Source organism: Vibrio cholerae (assembly GCF_008369605.1).
In the GTDB taxonomy this organism is placed as follows: Bacteria; Pseudomonadota; Gammaproteobacteria; order Enterobacterales; family Vibrionaceae; genus Vibrio; species Vibrio cholerae.
In genome coordinates this window covers 569,279-587,225 of record NZ_CP043554.1, presented here as the reverse complement: position 1 = coordinate 587,225, position 17,947 = coordinate 569,279, and the positions used below count along the sequence as shown (strand labels likewise).

The window sequence follows — 17,947 nt, the reverse complement described above, 5'->3', positions numbered from 1 at the left end:
CCTTACTCCTTCGCTTCTACTTGTTCTGGTTTGAACGTGCGAATCGCCCAAATCATGAAGCCGATCAGGAAGAATGCTGAAGGTGCGAGTAGCATCAGGCCGTTTGGCTGATACCAACCACCGTTGCTGATCAGAGGCAGAACTTCCAAGCCAAATAGCTTACCTGAGCCTAAAAGCTCACGGAAGAAACCAACCGTCATCAGCACGAAACCGTATCCTAAACCGTTACCAATACCATCAATGAAAGAAGGAATTGGTTCAGACTTCATTGCAAACGCTTCTGCACGACCCATTACGATACAGTTGGTGATAATCAGACCAACGAATACCGACAGTTGCTTAGAAATATCGTACAGATACGCTTTCAGAATCTGGTCTACCACGATAACTAACGAAGCGATAATCGCCATTTGTACGATAATACGCACACTGTTAGGAATGTGGTTACGGATCAGAGAAACGAAGAAGTTAGACAATGCAGTAACAAACATTACCGCTAGCGTCATAACAAATGCCGTTTCCAGCTTAGTGGTTACCGCCAGTGCAGAACACACACCCAGAACTTGCAGCGCAATCGGGTTGTTGTCCAAAACTGGGGCTAACACACTCTTTTTCAGCTCTTTTGCGCTAGACATTAGTTAAGACCTCCGTCACGAACTTTTGTCAGGAATGGACCAAAGCCCATATCACCCAACCAGAAGTCGAAGGTGTTTTGTACGCCATTACTGGTCAAAGTTGCGCCAGACAGACCGTCTACGCCATGCTCTGAACCTTGAGGTGCACCACCTTTGACAATCTTGATCGCAGGTTTGTGGTTTTCATCAAACAGCTTTTTACCGACCCATTGAGCACGCCAAGCTGGGTTTTCAACTTCGCCACCCAATCCCGGTGTTTCACCTTGTTCATAGTAGGTCAAACCTGAAACCGTGTTACCGTCAGTTTCTACTGCTACAAACGCGTACATCATCGACCATAGGCCGTTACCGTGTACAGGCAGAATCACCTTGCTGGTTTTGTCGCCGTCTTTCACCAGATAAACCACACCAACATTCGCACGACGTTGGATCTTCGCTTTATCTTGTTCAGCGGTCAGCTTGATAGATTCAGAGGCTTCTTTCGCTGCTTTACGTTGATCGTAGTTAGCAGCATCGCCTTCAACAAAGTCACCCGTGTTGAAGTCAACCAGACGTGGTTCAATGCTTTTATTGAACAATTCAACGATTTGTTTACTGCCTTTCGCTTCAATGCCAGCCACTTGCAGGATCTTGCTCTGCTTGTCTAATGCCGCATTTTCTTTTTGCTTGTCACGCAGACCGACAGCCGCTGCCGATACAATGATTGAGCACACTAGGCTCAACGCGATAACAACAAACAGCGTCTTTTTAATGCTATCGTTATTGCTTGCCATAGCGCGCTAATCTCCGCTTGATATTTCTCTCTACAACCACATGGTCAAACAGTGGCGCAAATAGGTTCGCGAATAGGATCGCCAGCATCATGCCTTCTGGGTAAGCCGGGTTCACAACACGGATCAGCACACACATAACACCGATCAGAATACCGTAAGCCCATTTACCGCTATTGGTGAAGGACGCAGAAACTGGGTCAGTCGCCATGAAGAACATACCGAATGCGAAACCACCCAATACTAGGTGCCAATGCCAAGGCATGTTGAACATTGCGTTGGTATCTGAGCCAATCACGTTAAACAGTGTCGACAGCAGGATCATACCAATCATCACGCCGCCAATAATGCGCCATGAAGCAATTCCCATATAAACAATGAACGCCGCACCAATCATGAGTGCCAGAGTAGACACTTCACCAATTGAACCTGGGATGTTACCGATGAAAGCATCCATCCAAGTGATCGTTTGACCAGTCGCGTTGTTAATCAGTGCACCTGCACCACCTTGTGCCCATTGGCTCAGCGCAGTTGCGCCTGAGTAGCCATCTGCCGCAGTCCATACTAGGTCACCTGAGATCTGTGCTGGGTAAGCAAAGAACAGGAAAGCACGGCCAGCCAGCGCTGGGTTAAGGAAGTTACGGCCTGTACCACCAAACACTTCTTTGGCAACCACAACACCAAAGGTAATACCCAGTGCAGCTTGCCACAGAGGCAGAGTTGGCGGAACAATCAGAGCAAACAGAATAGAGGTAACGAAGAAACCTTCGTTGACTTCATGCTTGCGCACCATACAGAACAACACTTCCCAGAAACCACCGACGATGAACACCGTAGCGTAGATAGGTAGGAAGTAGGTTGCACCCAACAGCATTTTACTGCCCCAACCAGCATCGCTTGACATGGTTCCGCCAAGCATTTCGGTTAGCCAGTAGTGCCAGTTACCCGCCACAATCGCCGCGAGTTGATCACCTGAATACAGATGGTTAAGTGCTGCAATAGCTTGGCCGCCAGCGTTGTACATACCCCAGAACATCGCTGGGAATACGGCAAGCCAAACCATGATCATGATACGTTTTAGGTCAACGCTATCACGAACGTGCGAGCTTCTTTTGGTTACCAGACCTGGTGTATAGAACAGCGTCGCCGCTGCTTCATACAGGGCAAACCACTTCTCGTGTTTGCCGCCTGGCTCAAAATGATGCTCGATGTCTTCAAGAAACTTTTTAAGGCCCATGGAAATTACCCTTCTTTCTCGATCTTGTCTAAGCACTCACGCAGGAGCTGACCGTACTCGTATTTGCCCGGGCAAACGAACGTACACAGTGCTAGATCTTCTTCATCCAGCTCTAAAGCACCTAAGCGAACCGCGCTGTCACTGTCACCAGCACACAGATCACGAAGCAACAAGGTTGGCTCCATATCTAGTGGCATGACCTTCTCATAGTTACCGATTGGAACCATAGATCGATCACTACCATTAGTGGTTGTGGTCATGTTGTACACTTGGCCCTTGAATAGGTGACCAAGGAAAGAGCGAGTCACAGAGAACTTGTTCTTACCCGGCATCGCCCAACCAAACAGTTCTTTATCACGTCCTTCACGAAGAACAGAGACCTGTAGGTGGTAACGACCAAGATAAGCGTGTGGTCCAGTGGCTTTCGTACCAGACAGCACAGAGCCAGAGATGATGCGTACTTCGCCAGGCATGATTTCGCTGTCCACCAGTTGCTCTAGTGATGCGCCCATGACAGTGCGAACCAAACGAGGTTTGTTCACCACCGGGCCGGCAAGAGAAACCACACGCTGAGTGTATAGCTCGCCCGTCAGGAAGAGTTGACCAACTGCGATCACGTCCTGATAGTTGATGCTCCACGCCACGTGGTCTGCACTTACTGGATAGAGGAAATGCATGTGAGTGCCAGCTAAGCCTGCAGGATGTGGGCCGTCAAAGACATGTTCTTCAACATTCGGCTGTTGAGAACGTGGCAAGCTGGTGCCTTTTTTACAAACGTACACTTTGCCAGTTGTCAGTGCGGAAAGCACATCTAGACCAGCAACGAAGGCTTCAGATTGTTCATTGATCACAACGGTCGGCTCAGCTGCCAACGGATTGGTATCCATAGCAGTGACAAAAATGGCTTCAGAAGTGGAATCAATGACTGGAACCTTGCTGAACGGACGAGTACGGAAAGCAGTCCAAAGACCAGACTCAACCAGCTGAGTTTTGATCGCATCGCGATTCAAACTGGCTAATTGATTGGCTTCAAACTTGTCGAAGGTCACTTGGTCATCACCCGCCACTTCAATCACTACAGACTGAAGAACGCGTTTTGCACCACGATTGATTTCAACCACTTTACCGCTGACTGGTGAAGTAAATTTCACACCCGGATTCTTCTTATCTTCAAAAAGAATCTGAGCTTTTTTTACTTCATCACCTACGCGGACATGCATAGTAGGACGCATGCCCACGTACTCTTCGCCAAGCAAGGCGACTTTTTTGATGGCTTTACCATCACTAATCACCTGGGAAGGAGTTCCTGCGATAGGAAGGTCCAATCCCTTTTTTATTGTAATCATACGCACTTGCACTACTTTTATCGGGAAAAAGATTCTTTCATTGCGCAAATTCGAGGCGCACTCCGTTTGCCTTGTCCTTACAACTGAACAACGCTAGCGGAATCCTTACCTCGGTAGACACGACATTGTTTGTGTCCGTTTTTAATGGCTTGAACCATTAAAATCGCAACATCCTTTTAAAAATCCCATCACAAATCATGTGGGGGATTTGTCAGGTGCTGTAGTCTAGCATCTTTTGGGAACTTGATGCCATGACCAATGCCCTGAATCACTGTTTAATTTCAAACGAATCCGGAGTGAAAGGCTAAGAAATCATCATATTTTTGAAGCATCGCACAAACTCACTAAGGCCTATTTTATGTGGGCCTATTGACTGACTTAAGCCACTAAACCCCTGCATAACCTGAAATATTCGAACTCATTTGTTTAAACCGTGTTAATAATTTGCTCAAAATCCAATCAGGCGTTATAGGTATCAAACCTATCATTGAGCGCTTTTGCGCGAGCCCCCCAAACACATTGGGCTTTCTGGACTTTCCTGATTCATTTGCTGCCACTCTTGAGCCGTGTAGGTATGAATGGCGAGCGCGTGGATATGATTCGCTAACTCATCCGCCAAGGTTTGATTGACCAAACGATGACGAGCGACAGGACGCAGGCCGGCAAAGCGTTCACTCACTACAGTGACCTTAAAATGACTCTCCGAACCTCGCGGCACGTTGTGCATATCACTTTCATTAATCACTTTCAGAAACTCGGGCTGAAATTCATCACTCAGCTTCTTTTCAATAACATCTTGAATCATATTGCTTTCCTTGTTGAACACTTGAGTGTCGACAACATGACAAATTGAGAATAGACCATAGCGGGTCTTACGTGTGGCTAAAAATGCAAAAACCTAGGTTTTCATTTGCTGTTTTATTGCCATCTGAGACAATGCGCCGTCAATTTACTAGAAACACGAGCAATATGAAAACTGAGCTTACTTTGCTTGAGCAGACGCTCACTCTTCATCGTTTCCCAAAGCGCAATAACGAAACCTTGCAAGCTTGGGATGCCGGCGATGAGTACCTCATCCAGCATGTGGAACAATTCGCTCTCCCAGAATCTAGCCACATAGTGATCATTAATGACCATTTCGGCACTTTAAGTTGTTGGTTTAGTCAAAAACACAAAGTCAGCATGATGAGTGACTCCTACATTGCCCATCAAGCGACTCAAGCGAATTTGCAGCAAAATCAGCGTCCGCCAGTTCAGTTACTGACGACGTTGGATCCGGTCCCTAGTGATGCCTCTGTCGTGCTACTGCAACTGCCCAAGAGTAATCGTCATCTGGTGTGGATCCTGAGCCAACTGCGTAAAGCCCTTTCGCCGAACATCCCGATCATTGCGGTGAATAAAGCGAAGGAGATTCATACATCAACCTTGAATCTGTTTGAAAAGCATCTAGGCCCCACCACAACTTCGCTGGCGTGGAAAAAACATCGTTTAGTGTTCAGTTCTGCGACGGTGAATCCCGCTAATGAGGTTAACCCTGAATGCGGTTGGAGCGTTGAGCCCTATGCTATCACCCTCACTAATTTACCGAATGTGTATTCGGGTGAAAGTTTAGATCTGGGTGCCAGATTTATCCTTGAGCATTTGCCAGCCGATCCGACTCTGGAAGACTTTATTGATCTTGGGTGTGGCAATGGCGTGTTATCGGTTCGTCTCGGACAATTAAACCCACAAGCGAAGATCACCTGTGTTGATGAAAGCTTTATGGCGATCGCCTCCGCACAAAAAAACTTACACGACAATCTCGGTAAACGAGATATTCACTGTATCGCCAACAACTGTCTAGATGGTTTCCCAGCGCACAGCAGTTCAATGATTGTGTGTAATCCGCCGTTCCATCAACAACAAACCATTACGGATCACATCGCGTGGCAAATGTTCTGTGACTCAAAGCATGTTCTGAAAAAAGGCGGGAAATTATGGGTGATCGGCAATCGCCACCTCGGCTACGATGTAAAACTGGCAAGATTGTTTGGTAAAAGTCATGTTAGAGTGATCGCCAACAACAGTAAATTTGTTATCTTACAAGCTATTAAATCTTGAGCCTTGCGGCTGTGTGCACAATAAAACGAAAGGAATTAACCATGAAAAAACTGGTTCTTGCGGCTTCAATCGCTTTACTTACCGCTTGTTCTGCTCCTCAGCAGAGTCAAATCAACGTTAACCCTCAAGCGGCATTAAGCCAAAATGCGATTGTGAATAACAGCAGCTTTTCGCTGGTCAGCAAAGATGTGCGTTCAGCGCAATATGTGGCTTTAGTCGATAGTGGTCGTAACAATATTGAGCCCATTCATCCACGCCAAAATGTGCGCATTACGCTAGAAAACGCCCTGGCTGAACAGTTTGGATCGCAAGGTTTCCGTCTCAGCGTCAATAGTGAAAACACCATCACTCTCGAAATCCAAGAACTTTTGGTCTCAGTGAAGCACTCAATCATGGAAAACCAAATGGATGGCAGCGTGGTATTGGAAATCACGGCTGAAACACCAAGAGGCAAGTTGGTGAAAAGCTACACAGGCACCGCAAAACGTACTGGCGTTCTCAGTGCCTCTAACGATGAAATTGAAACCGTACTCAATGACGTGATCAACACTGTGCTCAAAGAGATCGCTAACGATGCCGAGCTGCAAAACTACATGCAGGAGCGCTTTAATGGCTAAGTCATGGCTATTGGCAACCGTAGCACTGGTCAGCAGTTGCGTGTGGGCGGGTCCCAAAGTCGCAGTGGAAACCACACTCGGCAATTTCACGATTGAGCTGAATCAAGAAAAAGCACCGATCTCGGTTGCGAATTTCTTACGCTATGTGGATGACGGCAGCTATGTCGGCAGCCAATTTCATCGCGTAATCCCAGGCTTTATGGCGCAAGGAGGTGGCTTTGATGCTTATCTTAATCAGCTACCGACTTACGCCCCGATCGAGAATGAAGCCAGCAATGGCTTGCGTAATGATACCGCGACCATTGCCATGGCTCGTACGCAAAACCCGAATTCGGCAACAAGACAGTTTTACATTAACTTGGTGGATAATGATTTCTTGAACTATGCCGCAAAGCCGCCGGGCTATGCGGTGTTTGGTCAAGTGATCGAAGGGTTTGATGTGATTGAAAAAATGGCTCAGCAACCGACTCAAAATAAAGGTCGAATGCAGAACGTTCCTGTCACACCCATCGTCATTAATAAAGTCACTCGCTTACCTTAAACTGCCTCACCGCACTCCTGATCTCGGGAGTGCGGCAATCATCATAATCACATGCAAAAGGACTCGTTATGGTTCAGCAACCCCGGTCCCACTCTTGGCTAGAACTTATTGTTAGCTATTTTGATCGACGCTTGCTCTGGGTATTTATGCTGGGTTGTGCCAGCGGCTTCCCATGGGTATTGATTGGTTCCAACATGACAGGTTGGCTGAAAGATGCCGGACTCAGCCGCGCTGCCATCGGCTATTTTGGCAGTGTGTTTGCGGTATACGCGATCAACTTTCTCTGGGCACCACTGGTCGATAGAGTCAAGTTACCCATTCTGCATTCGATGCTTGGTCAGCGCCGAAGCTGGATCTTTTTCTGCCAATCCATCGTTCTAGTCTGTACGTTACTCATCGCAGGTGTTAACCCAGCCAACAATCTTATGCTGACTTCCATGTTCGCTTTGGGGATTGCGATTGCCTCGGCGACGCAAGATGTGGCTGTCGATGCCTTCCGGATAGATACCTTCCCAAAAAGTGAATCAACCAAATTGCCACAAGCATCTGCCATGGCGGTCGTCGGTTGGTGGACGGGTTACTCGCTTCCCGGCTACTTCGCTTTCGTCAATGCCGATAGCATTGGCTGGAATGGGGTTTACTACATTATGGCAGGAGTGGTTGGCTTATTGATGTTGTTTACCTTGCTGGTAGGTGAGCCACACACTCAGCGGGATCAATTACAGCAACTTGCTGAAGAACGCCACCAACAGGTTGTCAGCAATCCGGTGCTTAGTTGGTTAACCGTCACGGTCTTAGAGCCGTTTATCGACTTTTTCCGCCGTAATGGTTTTCGTGTTGCGCTGACACTGCTGCTGTTTGTCTTTCTGTTCAAAATCGGCGAAGCCTTCTTAGGACGCATGTCGATTGCCTTTTACAAAGAAATTGGTTTTAGCAACGAACAGATTGGCTACTACTCTAAGCTACTCGGTTGGGGTATCACCATTTTGTTCACCTTGCTTGGCAGCTTAGTCAATATCAAGTTCGGTATTGTGCGAGGATTAATGATTGGTGGCATCGCCATGGCGTCCAGTAACTTGATGTTTGCTTGGATAGCCAAAGTTGGTCCTAATGAACATCTATTTCTAGCGACTCTCTTCGTCGATAACTTCACTTCTGCCTTCTCAACGGTAGCCTTTGTTTCCTTCCTGACCTTAATGACTGGACAGGCTTTTTCCGCCACGCAATACGCGTTGCTGGCTTCATTAGGTAATTTAGGCAGAACCACTATCGCTTCGTTTAGTGGTGAGTTAGCGGATTTTCTGAACGACTGGTCACTGTTCTTCATTTTGACCGCGGTAATGGTGATCCCAAGTTTGATCATGCTTTACTCGCTACGTCATGACTTCACTAAGATGCTAGAAAACGCGAAGCAGCATAAAGAAGAGTTACCGCCTGAGGATAAAATCATCCAGTAAGGCGCACACCATTCACCAAATAAACCCTTCACTAAACCAACAAGGGAGCTTCATCGCTCCCTTGTTTATTTTCAGGCTCATCAACGGTTACGGGTAAAGTCCCTTGCCAAACAGGTTAAAGATCCGCGCAACCCCTTGGGTAAAGACCATAGGCTCAGTCAATACGGTTAAGCAAAGGCAGTCTTGATCTTGCGGTGTGCTTGGCGAATGGCAGATTTGACCATCATGCTGCATAAAATCACCCACATCGTAATGACCATTTTCATCACTAAAACCACCGTGCAACACCAAGGTCGACTCAAACCCTTTATGGGTGTGCTGAGGAATAGAAACCCCTTGGCTAATGTACATCAGATTCATCCGTACATTATCTTCCGACTGCAAAGGCAAACTGAACACTTTGCCACCGTAGCTGCGCCACTGCTGCTCAGGTTTAACCAAACGGGCTAAGACTTTGGGAATCGCAATCTGCTTACCGTTTACCGTCACCATTACCGGTGTGGTTTTAACGGGAGTGTTCGATGCCGCTTGCTGCGGCAAGGCCACAATCGAATCGAACATCGCTTGCCAGTTGGCATCGTCTGACAAGGCGACAGAAGAGGCCGCTTGCTGATTGAGTAACTCACCAAGTTCTGCCTCAATCTCATGCACCAAGTCACGACAATGTGGGCAGATTTCCAAATGAGCAGAAATCGCCAAACCATGCGCAGAATCAAGACCGCCCTCAGCATAGGCTGCGAGTAAAGCATAATTAGGGTGATAACTCATAAGGACTCCGCATCCATTGATAATCTTAACTTTTCTACCGCAAGGCGTAGACGTGATTTCACAGTGCCGAGTGGAATGTCGAGCATGTCGGCCACATCTTGCTGGGGGATTTCTTCTAAATAGACCGCTTTGATCACTTGCTGCTGTGCTTCTGGCAGGCGGTCGAGAAATTTCATCACCTGCTCTTTGAGCAGATCTTGTTCCGGTGCGTAGTGATCAACCAGATCAGGCGGACAATAATCTTCCGGCCAAATATCATCGACCAACACATAAGCGTCACGCCCCTTTTGTCGACGTAGCAAGTCATAACTTAGGTTACGCGCTATGGTGTAAATCCAAGTCGCGAGAGAGCTTTTCTGCCCATCAAACAGACTGGCTTTTTGCCATACGGTTGACATGGTTTCTTGAACCAATTCCAACGCTACCTGTTCACTACCGACATGCTTCATCACAAACTGTTTCAATTTCGGCGAGTAATAGCTAAATACCAGAGCAAAAGCCTGTGTGTCCCTGCTTTTAACTTTTTCCATACACTCTAGCCACTCTTGGCGGCCAAACGTATGAGGTGATGGATTAAACATATAAACTCATCCTTAATGACTCAGGCGAACACCCTAGTAAGCCTATACGTCAGTGTTACCACTTGAGATCATTCGTCACAAGCAAATTGTTCACGTGTCGAGATGCGATTCAATGGTACGCTGTAAAAAAGCTAAGGCAGCATGGCAATCTCGCTGCCCAACCAGCACATCAAACTGTCCTTTGCTTAAAGGTAGCAGTTCTAGCCAGCGTTGACAGACCCAGCTCGCATCATCAAAAAAGCACAAACTGTGCAACTCACCAATTTGTGGAAATTGCCGATAGACTTCCTGCAATTGCTCGCCTAAAAAACGCTCCCGCTCTAACAATTCTTGGCTTGGCCAATCCGGAAACCACTGTACTGTAGCAATCCGCAAACCGTCATATTCAACCCGAACTTTGCGAATCGCAAAACGTCGTATACCGACGACTGTGATCCCAAGCAAACCATCACTTAACGTTTCAAAATCAACGATTTTGACTAAAGTCCCAAACTCAGATAATTCGTTTGCATTTTTATTCGACTTACTATCGAACAAACAGAGACCAAATCCACTGCCCGTTTTACTGCACTGAGCGACCATACGCTGATAGCGCGGTTCAAAAATTCGCAGCTTCATTTTCCCTTCAGGAAGTACGACGGAGCTAAGTGGAAACAACATTATCTCTTCCATTACTCACTCCTTTTCATAAATTTACTTAGGTATACGAAAAGAGTTCATTCGTCGATCACTCACTGAATTTGTTGGTTTATCGATTAGCGTATAAGTTTAGTCAACCCTCAACCAAAGCGATTAAGATCACAATAAAAATGCAAAATTGTGAAATACAAAATAAGTTCAAAATTAATTAACAAAGGTGTGATTTCTATCACTCAATGCCTTTAATTTTGCACTTCTTATCACTTTTAATTGCGATTTTTATCGTTATTATGCCCGCCAGTTGAACGAGCTGCAGTTAAGCGGCCGCCATACACAACACACTTACAGAGAGTTCCCCTTATGCGTAAATCACTTCTTGCTTTAAGCCTATTGGCAGCAACTTCAGCACCTGTTCTGGCTGCTGACTACTCAGATGGCGATATCCACAAAAACGATTACAAGTGGATGCAATTTAACCTGATGGGTGCATTCGACGAACTTCCAGGCAAATCATCTCATGATTATCTGGAAATGGAATTTGGCGGTCGTTCTGGTATCTTTGATCTGTACGGTTACGTTGACGTGTTTAACTTAGCAACGAACAAAAGCAGTGACAAAGTTGGCGATCCAAAAATCTTCATGAAGTTTGCTCCACGTATGTCTCTGGATGCATTGACTGGCGTTGATATGTCTTTCGGTCCAGTACAAGAAGTTTACGTTGCATCACTATTCGAATGGGATGGTACAGATTTTAAAACCAACGCATTTTCTGTAAACAACCAGAAAATTGGTCTTGGTTCTGATGTGATGGTTCCATGGTTTGGCAAAGTTGGCCTGAACCTATACGGTACTTATGATGGCAACCGCAAAGATTGGAACGGCTTCCAAATCTCGACCAACTGGTTTAAACCTTTCTATTTCTTCGAGAACGGTTCATTCATCTCTTACCAAGGTTATATCGATTACCAATTCGGCCTTAAAGATGAATACTCAACAGCCAGCAACGGCGGTGCGATGTTTAACGGTATCTACTGGCATTCAGATCGTTTCGCTGTAGGCTACGGTCTAAAAGGCTACAAAGACGTTTACGGGATCAAAGATACCGATGGCTTCAAGTCAACAGGCTTTGGCCACTACGTAGCAGTAACTTACAAGTTCTAATTGTAGACATCTGCACGCTCCTTCCTAAACAGGAAAAGAGCCAAAACAGTAAAAATGGCGCGACTTCGCGCCATTTTTTATTGCTTTCAAAACTCCCCTCGTTATCCTTGGCGCATTCGATTTTCAGCAGGGGACAGAGATGAATATTGTGGTACTTGGCCCGGGAGCGGTCGGCTCTTTGTGGGCGCTGCACTTACATAGTGCAGGTCATCAAGTCGCGCTATGGAGCCGTCAAGCTCAGCCGACCATAACGCTCCAGCTCGATGAAGAAGCGCCCATTTCATTTCGTAATCAAAATTTAGACACGCTCATCCATGCCGATTTACTGCTGATCACCGTCAAGGCTTGGCAAGTGGAAGCGGCATTACAGCCTTTGCTCCCCCATCTGAATCGAGAAACCATTTTGCTGTTTATGCACAATGGCATGGGCGCCGTTGAAACTATCCACGAATCTGTGGCCAACTTCCCGGTTGTGCTTGCCACCACAACCCACGGTGCACTAAAAATGACGCGTAGCCAAGTTCATCATACTGGCTTAGGGCAAACCCAGATCGGCCCCTACAATCCTCTCGGTGCACGTTGTGATTTTATCGCAGACGTTTTTAATCACGCACTCGCTCCAGTGACATGGAATCCAGAGATCCAACAGGCTTTGTGGCGCAAACTCGCGGTGAATTGCGCGATAAATCCGCTAACCGCGATTCATCAATGCGCCAACGGTGCATTAGCTGCACCTGAATTTACGCCGATCATCACTGCCATTTTAGATGAGGTGACAGCCGTTATGCAGGCAGAAGCGATAAGCGGTGAGGCTGAAGCACTGCGTGATGGGGTTTATCAAGTTATCCAAGCTACGGCGGCCAATCTCTCTTCCATGCATCAAGATGTTTTCCACCGACGTCCAACCGAGATAGACTTTATTACCGGTTACGTAGTACGCAAAGGCGAACAGCATGGCATTGCAACTCCGGTAAACAGCGCGTTATATCAACAAATCAAAACCTTAGAGCAGAGTTGGAGCAAGGCATGAGCAAACGAATTCTCGTCCCCGTCGCCAATGGCAGCGAGGAGATGGAAACTGTCATCATCGTCGATACTTTGGTGCGTGCAGGATTTCAGGTCACCATGGCAGCGGTCGGCGACAAGTTACAAGTGCAAGGCTCACGGGGTGTTTGGCTGACGGCAGAGCAGACGCTTGAAGCGTGCTCGGCAGAAGAGTTTGATGCACTGGCACTACCCGGAGGTGTGGGCGGAGCGCAAGCTTTTGCCAATAGTACACCGCTACTTGCACTGATTGATGCGTTCTCACAACAAGGCAAACTGGTTGCCGCAATTTGTGCGACACCTGCACTGGTTTTCGCCAAACAGCAGAAATTTGTCGGCGCACGCATGACTTGTCACCCCAACTTTTTTGAGCATATTCCTTCAGACCGTCTGAGTCGTCAGCGCGTCTGTTATTATGCCACGCAACATTTACTCACCAGCCAAGGGCCAGGCACCGCTCTGGAGTTTGCGCTCGCCATGATTGCACTGCTTGCAGGCGTGGAATTGGCGCAACACGTTGCCGCCCCCATGGTTCTTCATCCTCAACAACTGACCGAACTTTCAGGTTTTATTGATGCTCAATCTTGATGCAATCCGCGCGCAGTTTCCGGCGCTGCAACAAATCGTCAACGGTAACCCGCTGGTCTATCTCGACAGTGCGGCCACTACACAAAAACCACAATGTGTGATTGATGCCATCAGCCACTACTACAGCCAGCACAATGCCAATGTACATCGCGGTAGCCACAGTTTGACAGCGCAAGCCACCAGCCAATTTGAAGGCGCGCGTGAACAAGTCGCACAATTTATTGGTGCGCCAAGCAGCAAAAATATTATCTGGACGCGCGGTGCTACCGAAGCACTCAACCTCATTGCACAAAGTTATGCCCGCAGCACATTACAAGCTGGGGATGAGATTCTGGTCAGTGAAACTGAACACCACGCCAATATCGTGCCGTGGCAAATGGTCGCTGAGCAAACGGGCGCGAAAGTGGTCAAAATCCCGATGACAACAACGGGTGAATTTGGCCTTGCTGCCTTTCGGCAATTGCTGTCACCACGCTGCAAAATCGTTGCCCTAGCCCATATCACCAATATCACGGGAACTCGCCAGCCGATTGAAGCGGTCATCCAAGCCGCACATCAACAAGGCGCGATTGTGGTGATCGATGGCGCTCAAGGCATAGTCCATGAAACCGTCGATGTTCAAGCGCTGGATGCGGATTTCTATGTATTCTCCGGCCATAAGCTGTATGCGCCAGCGGGCATTGGTGTGCTGTACGGCAAAACGGCGCTTTTAGAAGCGATGCCACCTTGGCATGGCGGCGGCAAGATGGTTGAAAAGGTCTCGTTTGATGGTACAACCTTTACCGGCTTGCCCGGAAAATTTGAAGCAGGCACGCCGAATGTGGCAGGTGCTATTGCTCTGGCCACCGCGATTGACTGGTATCAAAGTCTTGATCGAGCCGCCGTGGAAGCGCACTTACATCAACTGCAACAGCAAGCTTACCAAGCTATTTCGCAAATCGATGATATTCGCGTGCTCGGTTATCAGCCTAACACCAGTGTGCTGAGCTTAGTGATGGATGGTGTACATCATCAAGACCTCGCCACCTTACTCGATCAACAAGGAATTGCCGTTCGTGCGGGGCACCATTGTGCTCATCCTTTGATGGATGCGTTTGGCGTAAAAGGGACGGTGCGAATTTCTTTCGGAGTGTACAACAGCGCAGAAGAGGTGGAACGCTTGATCGCCGCCATCCATAAAGCGGTCGATTTGCTGTAAACATCGGCAGAACTGATAGCAAAAGAGCCCCATGGTTATGAGGCTCTTTTGCTTGGAAAAAGTATGTCGTTAGTGATGTGCTTTGGCCTGAATCGTCGCGACAATCGCTTGCAAACCATTACCGCGTGATGGGCTTAAATGCGCCAGCAAACCAAGCTCGGCAAAGTAGTCATCCATCGAAAACGCGCTAATTTCTGCAGAGGTTTTGCCATTCAGCGCAGCCAACACAATCGCAATCAAACCGCGCACAATCCGAGCATCGGAATCCGCGCAGAAAAACCACTGTTCCCCTTGCTGCTCGGCTACTAGCCACACTTCACTTTCACAGCCAGAGACAAGAACTTGCTCACTTTTCAGCACTTCTGGCATCACAGGCAGCAGCTTACCCCATTGGATGATCTGGCGATAACGATCTTCCCAACCGTACAGAGTTTGCATGGTCTCTAAGATGGTTTGTGCATTAATTTCATCACCAAACGGATGAGCTGGAAATTGACTCATCATGCCCTACGCCTTCACTTTATGCTTTTGAATCAGTTTATCGACAATACGCGCCACCGCGACAAAACCAAACGTCGCCGTCACTACCGTCGCAGCGCCAAATCCGCTGGCGCAATCCATACGTTTTGGACCTTCTGCGGTTGATTTGGTCGCGCATACCGAACCATCGGCTTGTGGGTATTTGAGTTGCTCGGTCGAGAACACACAATCTATTCCAAATTTACGCGCTGGATTGGTTGGGAAGTTATGGTGCTGACGCAGGCGATCTTTGAGCTTTTTCGCCAGTGGATCTTGAATCGTCTTGGTCAAATCGGCCACAGTGATTTGCGTTGGATCGGTTTGTCCGCCCGCACCTCCGACCGTAATCACTTTGATTTTGTTGCTGCGGCAGTAAGCCAGAAGAGAAGCTTTGGCTTTCAAGCTATCAATCGCATCCAACACATAATCAAAGGATTTATTGAGATAAAGATGTTGATTATCCGGCGTGATGAAGTCATCCACCAAATTGACTTTGCACTCTGGATTGATGAGCTTAACGCGCTCCGCCATCACTTCAATTTTGCTTTTGCCAATCGTCCCGGTCATGGCATGGATTTGACGGTTGATGTTAGTGACACACACATCATCCATATCAATCAACGTCAACTCACCAATACCCGTTCGCGCCAGAGCTTCTACCGCCCATGAACCGACACCACCAATCCCAATCACACACACGTGCGCGGCACGTAAAATGTCGACTTCGTTATAACCATACAAACGGCGCGTACCACCAAAACGTTGGTTGTAACTGTCGGAGGCAGGAGTATCGAGTTCACGCATAACCACATTTCCACTCTAGCTGAAAAATAAAGAGTGCGATTTATACGCACTCTTCACAAAAATGTCCAGTTTGCTACCAGCACAGTATCAGGAAAAATTATTGTTGTTTTTCTGGCGGCAATGCCCATGGTGCTTGGGTAGGCGAGTTTTCTAACCCGAGTTTCCACACACGACCAAAGTGCTTATAGTGCCCCGCTTCTAACCCTGCACGAGGTCCCATGCCGTGGTACAAGTCGAGATGGTTTTGTTTCACAGCACCGCCTGTGTCAAGCACGATCAACAAGCGCAGTTGATGTGCGCCAGACCAAGTGCCATCGGCATTCAGCAAGGGGACTTCCGCTAGAATTGGCGTCCCCATAGGCAAAATTGAACGATCCCCTGCAACCGATGCCATCGGCAATAAAGGAATGCCGGCGCTGCCCTTCACAGGTGCCGCGGCGCTGGGTTTGAAAAATACGAAGGAAGGGTTTTCCTCAAGCAGTTCACGTACGGTTGCTTCATCGTTGGCCAGCACCCAGTCTTTGATCGCTTTGAGCGACATTTTCTCGCGCTCAACCAAACCGCGTTCAATCAACACTTTACCAATGCTGACGTAAGCCTTGTTATTTTTACCCGCGTAAGCGAAGTATTCCAAAGTATCGTCATCCCCAAAATGAACAAAGCCACTGCCCTGCACTTCCATGATGAAAGGATCGATCAAGTTCTCCGCATAGCCCAATTCTAAACCTTGACCATCCAGCGCACCTTGGTAAATCTCCGCTCGAGTGGGGCAGTTTTTGTTGCATTTTGGCAAGCCGTAAACCGGATATTTAAACACGCTGTCGGGTTGATGACGCAGCTCAATCACAGGGGAAAAATAGCCAGTAAACAATACGTTACCTTGCTTATCCCCGCCACCTAACTGCGCTACTTGAATACCAAATTGCGCTAAAGTGGCAGGATCTCCGCTTTGCAGAACCCACTCATTCAATTGTTCATACAGCGGTCGATAGATCTTGGCCATGGAGGCTGAGCCTTGCACGACCAACTCACTCTGTTTACTGAATTCGGTATAGTCACGCGGCTTATTGGATTCAACCACATCGGCACGATTCAAAATGTGTGGAAATGTTTGTTGTTGGTATTGCTGAGCACGATCGTTAGGTTGCTGAGCACAACCAAACAGCAGTGCCAAACTGGCGAGAGAAAGAAGACGTTTACTCACAAAAGAGATCCATGGTTTATGTTTGCCAAGAGCATGACAAAGTCAGTGAAACTGTGCAATTGGCGTTTGATTAATAGCGATTATTTTTTACTTTTTCTGACAATTGATAAACTGGCTGATAGTTAGCGGACGAACGCTGTTTCATCTGCTTTTTCTCCAGCATGATCTCAAACTGATACGGCTGACCATTCACCGTAAATTCGAGTCGAGCGCCATCGTAGTTAAAATGGGTGGTGACTAAACGCCCATTCAACACAATACCTTGAGTGCCAATGGTGATTTTTTGTGCCGCATAAGGGGCAACATTCTGCTCAACCCATATTCCATATAGCTCAGACTTAGGAAACCACTGCTCTTGCAGACGACCAAAGATGTTGCTGTACAGCATCAAAACGTAGGAGGTGCCTAAAATCGCGAGCAAGAGCAATAAACGCTCTTTGCTCAAGGCCTTACTTTTGCTTTCCGTTTTTGCCATACCGCTTTATCTCACTTTATCCAAGCCTCTTGGGGCGAGGCTTTGCACCATTAACTGCACTGCTCATACAGATTGATGCAGCGTTCAACCTTACTGTTCATACTTTTGTCATCCTTCTGTTTTACATCCCATTTATTTTGCCCCATAGGGCTTGCAATAAACGGGTCTGCAATAAACCAAGGATTCTATCGGTCATATAAAAAACCACTTGCCCAACAAAGAATAAAAAGTCATTATTTGCGCATATTTAAACACCAAGGATG

General features: G+C 47.4%; 20 protein-coding genes. 8 read left to right on the top strand and 12 right to left on the bottom strand.

Going from position 1 to position 17,947, the window contains the following annotated elements; all coding sequences use genetic code 11:
- Positions 1-2: 2 nt before the first annotated feature.
- The 5 genes from F0316_RS02770 to F0316_RS02750 form a co-directional block, all read right to left on the bottom strand.
- Positions 3-635, bottom strand: coding sequence for an NADH:ubiquinone reductase (Na(+)-transporting) subunit D (locus tag F0316_RS02770; RefSeq protein WP_000092895.1), 633 nt, complete (start codon positions 633-635; stop codon positions 3-5).
- Positions 635-1,408: a Na(+)-translocating NADH-quinone reductase subunit C gene (locus F0316_RS02765; protein ID WP_000157902.1), complete on the bottom strand. Its 774-nt coding sequence runs from the start codon at positions 1,406-1,408 to the stop codon at positions 635-637. Before F0316_RS02765 ends, F0316_RS02770 begins: the two co-directional genes overlap by 1 nt.
- Positions 1,395-2,642 carry an NADH:ubiquinone reductase (Na(+)-transporting) subunit B gene (locus F0316_RS02760; protein ID WP_000523294.1) on the bottom strand — a complete coding sequence of 416 codons (1,248 nt, stop codon included), beginning with the start codon at positions 2,640-2,642 and terminating at the stop codon, positions 1,395-1,397. Before F0316_RS02760 ends, F0316_RS02765 begins: the two co-directional genes overlap by 14 nt.
- A 5-nt stretch (positions 2,643-2,647) precedes the next feature.
- The gene (locus tag F0316_RS02755; protein ID WP_044127586.1) at positions 2,648-3,988 is read right to left on the bottom strand and encodes a Na(+)-translocating NADH-quinone reductase subunit A; all 1,341 of its coding nucleotides are present in this window, start codon (positions 3,986-3,988) and stop codon (positions 2,648-2,650) included.
- A 484-nt stretch (positions 3,989-4,472) separates the two neighbouring features.
- A complete protein-coding gene (locus F0316_RS02750) occupies positions 4,473-4,793 on the bottom strand; it encodes a BolA family protein (protein WP_000613858.1) in 321 nt (106 codons plus the stop codon).
- Positions 4,794-4,957: 164 nt separating this feature from the next.
- Here F0316_RS02750 and F0316_RS02745 point away from each other — a divergent pair, with 164 nt between their 5' ends.
- The 4 genes from F0316_RS02745 to F0316_RS02730 all read left to right on the top strand — a co-directional run bounded on the left by F0316_RS02745 (position 4,958) and on the right by F0316_RS02730 (position 8,703).
- Positions 4,958-6,088 (top strand): methyltransferase, encoded by a 1,131-nt coding sequence (locus F0316_RS02745; RefSeq protein WP_149560193.1) that lies wholly within the window; start codon positions 4,958-4,960, stop codon positions 6,086-6,088.
- 41 nt (positions 6,089-6,129) lie between these two features.
- Entirely contained in the window at positions 6,130-6,705 is a 576-nt protein-coding gene (locus F0316_RS02740; protein ID WP_000737547.1) for a YajG family lipoprotein, read from the top strand.
- Positions 6,698-7,246, top strand: a complete 549-nt coding sequence (locus tag F0316_RS02735; RefSeq protein ID WP_001140219.1) for a peptidylprolyl isomerase — start codon at positions 6,698-6,700, stop codon at positions 7,244-7,246. Before F0316_RS02740 ends, F0316_RS02735 begins: the two co-directional genes overlap by 8 nt.
- Before the next feature lie 68 nt (positions 7,247-7,314).
- Positions 7,315-8,703: an AmpG family muropeptide MFS transporter gene (locus F0316_RS02730; RefSeq protein WP_000250605.1), complete on the top strand. Its 1,389-nt coding sequence runs from the start codon at positions 7,315-7,317 to the stop codon at positions 8,701-8,703.
- A gap of 87 nt (positions 8,704-8,790) precedes the next feature.
- Here F0316_RS02730 and F0316_RS02725 read toward each other — a convergent pair whose 3' ends face one another.
- The 3 genes from F0316_RS02725 to F0316_RS02715 all read right to left on the bottom strand — a co-directional run bounded on the left by F0316_RS02725 (position 8,791) and on the right by F0316_RS02715 (position 10,724).
- Positions 8,791-9,471: a ChrR family anti-sigma-E factor gene (locus tag F0316_RS02725; protein ID WP_000120276.1), complete on the bottom strand. Its 681-nt coding sequence runs from the start codon at positions 9,469-9,471 to the stop codon at positions 8,791-8,793.
- On the bottom strand, positions 9,468-10,052 hold the full coding sequence (locus F0316_RS02720) for an RNA polymerase sigma factor (protein WP_000483036.1): 585 nt from the start codon (positions 10,050-10,052) through the stop codon (positions 9,468-9,470). The genes F0316_RS02725 and F0316_RS02720 overlap by 4 nt, the downstream gene beginning before the upstream one ends.
- Positions 10,053-10,142: 90 nt before the next feature.
- On the bottom strand, positions 10,143-10,724 hold the full coding sequence (locus F0316_RS02715; protein WP_000391276.1) for an LON peptidase substrate-binding domain-containing protein: 582 nt from the start codon (positions 10,722-10,724) through the stop codon (positions 10,143-10,145).
- Positions 10,725-11,051: 327 nt separating this feature from the next.
- Between F0316_RS02715 and F0316_RS02710 the strand changes: the two genes are divergently transcribed.
- The 4 genes from F0316_RS02710 (at position 11,052) to csdA (ending at position 14,682) form a co-directional block, all read left to right on the top strand.
- Entirely contained in the window at positions 11,052-11,852 is an 801-nt protein-coding gene (locus F0316_RS02710; RefSeq protein WP_001232267.1) for a nucleoside-specific channel-forming Tsx family protein, read from the top strand.
- Between the two features lie 139 nt (positions 11,853-11,991).
- A complete protein-coding gene (gene panE, locus F0316_RS02705; protein WP_149560192.1) occupies positions 11,992-12,882 on the top strand; it encodes a 2-dehydropantoate 2-reductase in 891 nt (296 codons plus the stop codon).
- Positions 12,879-13,484 (top strand): DJ-1 family glyoxalase III, encoded by a 606-nt coding sequence (locus F0316_RS02700; protein WP_172625949.1) that lies wholly within the window; start codon positions 12,879-12,881, stop codon positions 13,482-13,484. The genes panE and F0316_RS02700 overlap by 4 nt, the downstream gene beginning before the upstream one ends.
- The gene (gene csdA / locus F0316_RS02695) at positions 13,471-14,682 is read left to right on the top strand and encodes a cysteine desulfurase CsdA (protein ID WP_095477927.1); all 1,212 of its coding nucleotides are present in this window, start codon (positions 13,471-13,473) and stop codon (positions 14,680-14,682) included. Before F0316_RS02700 ends, csdA begins: the two co-directional genes overlap by 14 nt.
- Positions 14,683-14,751: 69 nt before the next feature.
- On the opposite strand, the gene csdE is transcribed toward csdA, so the two are convergent.
- The 4 genes from csdE to F0316_RS02675 all read right to left on the bottom strand — a co-directional run bounded on the left by csdE (position 14,752) and on the right by F0316_RS02675 (position 17,684).
- Positions 14,752-15,183 carry a cysteine desulfurase sulfur acceptor subunit CsdE gene (gene csdE / locus F0316_RS02690; RefSeq protein ID WP_172626035.1) on the bottom strand — a complete coding sequence of 144 codons (432 nt, stop codon included), beginning with the start codon at positions 15,181-15,183 and terminating at the stop codon, positions 14,752-14,754.
- 6 nt (positions 15,184-15,189) lie between these two features.
- Positions 15,190-16,005: a tRNA cyclic N6-threonylcarbamoyladenosine(37) synthase TcdA gene (gene tcdA, locus F0316_RS02685; protein WP_001208552.1), complete on the bottom strand. Its 816-nt coding sequence runs from the start codon at positions 16,003-16,005 to the stop codon at positions 15,190-15,192.
- Between the two features lie 97 nt (positions 16,006-16,102).
- The gene (mltA, locus tag F0316_RS02680; protein ID WP_149560190.1) at positions 16,103-17,209 is read right to left on the bottom strand and encodes a murein transglycosylase A; all 1,107 of its coding nucleotides are present in this window, start codon (positions 17,207-17,209) and stop codon (positions 16,103-16,105) included.
- A 70-nt stretch (positions 17,210-17,279) separates the two neighbouring features.
- Positions 17,280-17,684 carry a DUF2850 domain-containing protein gene (locus F0316_RS02675; RefSeq protein WP_001140312.1) on the bottom strand — a complete coding sequence of 135 codons (405 nt, stop codon included), beginning with the start codon at positions 17,682-17,684 and terminating at the stop codon, positions 17,280-17,282.
- Positions 17,685-17,947 lie beyond the last annotated feature (263 nt).

What these genes read in the sequence shown, in the direction of transcription:
- F0316_RS02770 (WP_000092895.1), bottom strand. Translation starts at nt 635, where the DNA reads ATGTCTAGCGCAAAAGAGCTGAAAAAGAGTGTGTTAGCCCCAGTTTTG.
- F0316_RS02765 (WP_000157902.1), bottom strand. Translation starts at nt 1,408, where the DNA reads ATGGCAAGCAATAACGATAGCATTAAAAAGACGCTGTTTGTTGTTATC.
- F0316_RS02760 (WP_000523294.1), bottom strand. Translation starts at nt 2,642, where the DNA reads ATGGGCCTTAAAAAGTTTCTTGAAGACATCGAGCATCATTTTGAGCCA.
- F0316_RS02755 (WP_044127586.1), bottom strand. Translation starts at nt 3,988, where the DNA reads ATGATTACAATAAAAAAGGGATTGGACCTTCCTATCGCAGGAACTCCT.
- F0316_RS02750 (WP_000613858.1), bottom strand. Translation starts at nt 4,793, where the DNA reads ATGATTCAAGATGTTATTGAAAAGAAGCTGAGTGATGAATTTCAGCCC.
- F0316_RS02745 (WP_149560193.1), top strand. Translation starts at nt 4,958, where the DNA reads ATGAAAACTGAGCTTACTTTGCTTGAGCAGACGCTCACTCTTCATCGT.
- F0316_RS02740 (WP_000737547.1), top strand. Translation starts at nt 6,130, where the DNA reads ATGAAAAAACTGGTTCTTGCGGCTTCAATCGCTTTACTTACCGCTTGT.
- F0316_RS02735 (WP_001140219.1), top strand. Translation starts at nt 6,698, where the DNA reads ATGGCTAAGTCATGGCTATTGGCAACCGTAGCACTGGTCAGCAGTTGC.
- F0316_RS02730 (WP_000250605.1), top strand. Translation starts at nt 7,315, where the DNA reads ATGGTTCAGCAACCCCGGTCCCACTCTTGGCTAGAACTTATTGTTAGC.
- F0316_RS02725 (WP_000120276.1), bottom strand. Translation starts at nt 9,471, where the DNA reads ATGAGTTATCACCCTAATTATGCTTTACTCGCAGCCTATGCTGAGGGC.
- F0316_RS02720 (WP_000483036.1), bottom strand. Translation starts at nt 10,052, where the DNA reads ATGTTTAATCCATCACCTCATACGTTTGGCCGCCAAGAGTGGCTAGAG.
- F0316_RS02715 (WP_000391276.1), bottom strand. Translation starts at nt 10,724, where the DNA reads ATGGAAGAGATAATGTTGTTTCCACTTAGCTCCGTCGTACTTCCTGAA.
- F0316_RS02710 (WP_001232267.1), top strand. Translation starts at nt 11,052, where the DNA reads ATGCGTAAATCACTTCTTGCTTTAAGCCTATTGGCAGCAACTTCAGCA.
- panE (WP_149560192.1), top strand. Translation starts at nt 11,992, where the DNA reads ATGAATATTGTGGTACTTGGCCCGGGAGCGGTCGGCTCTTTGTGGGCG.
- F0316_RS02700 (WP_172625949.1), top strand. Translation starts at nt 12,879, where the DNA reads ATGAGCAAACGAATTCTCGTCCCCGTCGCCAATGGCAGCGAGGAGATG.
- csdA (WP_095477927.1), top strand. Translation starts at nt 13,471, where the DNA reads ATGCTCAATCTTGATGCAATCCGCGCGCAGTTTCCGGCGCTGCAACAA.
- csdE (WP_172626035.1), bottom strand. Translation starts at nt 15,183, where the DNA reads ATGAGTCAATTTCCAGCTCATCCGTTTGGTGATGAAATTAATGCACAA.
- tcdA (WP_001208552.1), bottom strand. Translation starts at nt 16,005, where the DNA reads ATGCGTGAACTCGATACTCCTGCCTCCGACAGTTACAACCAACGTTTT.
- F0316_RS02675 (WP_001140312.1), bottom strand. Translation starts at nt 17,684, where the DNA reads ATGGCAAAAACGGAAAGCAAAAGTAAGGCCTTGAGCAAAGAGCGTTTA.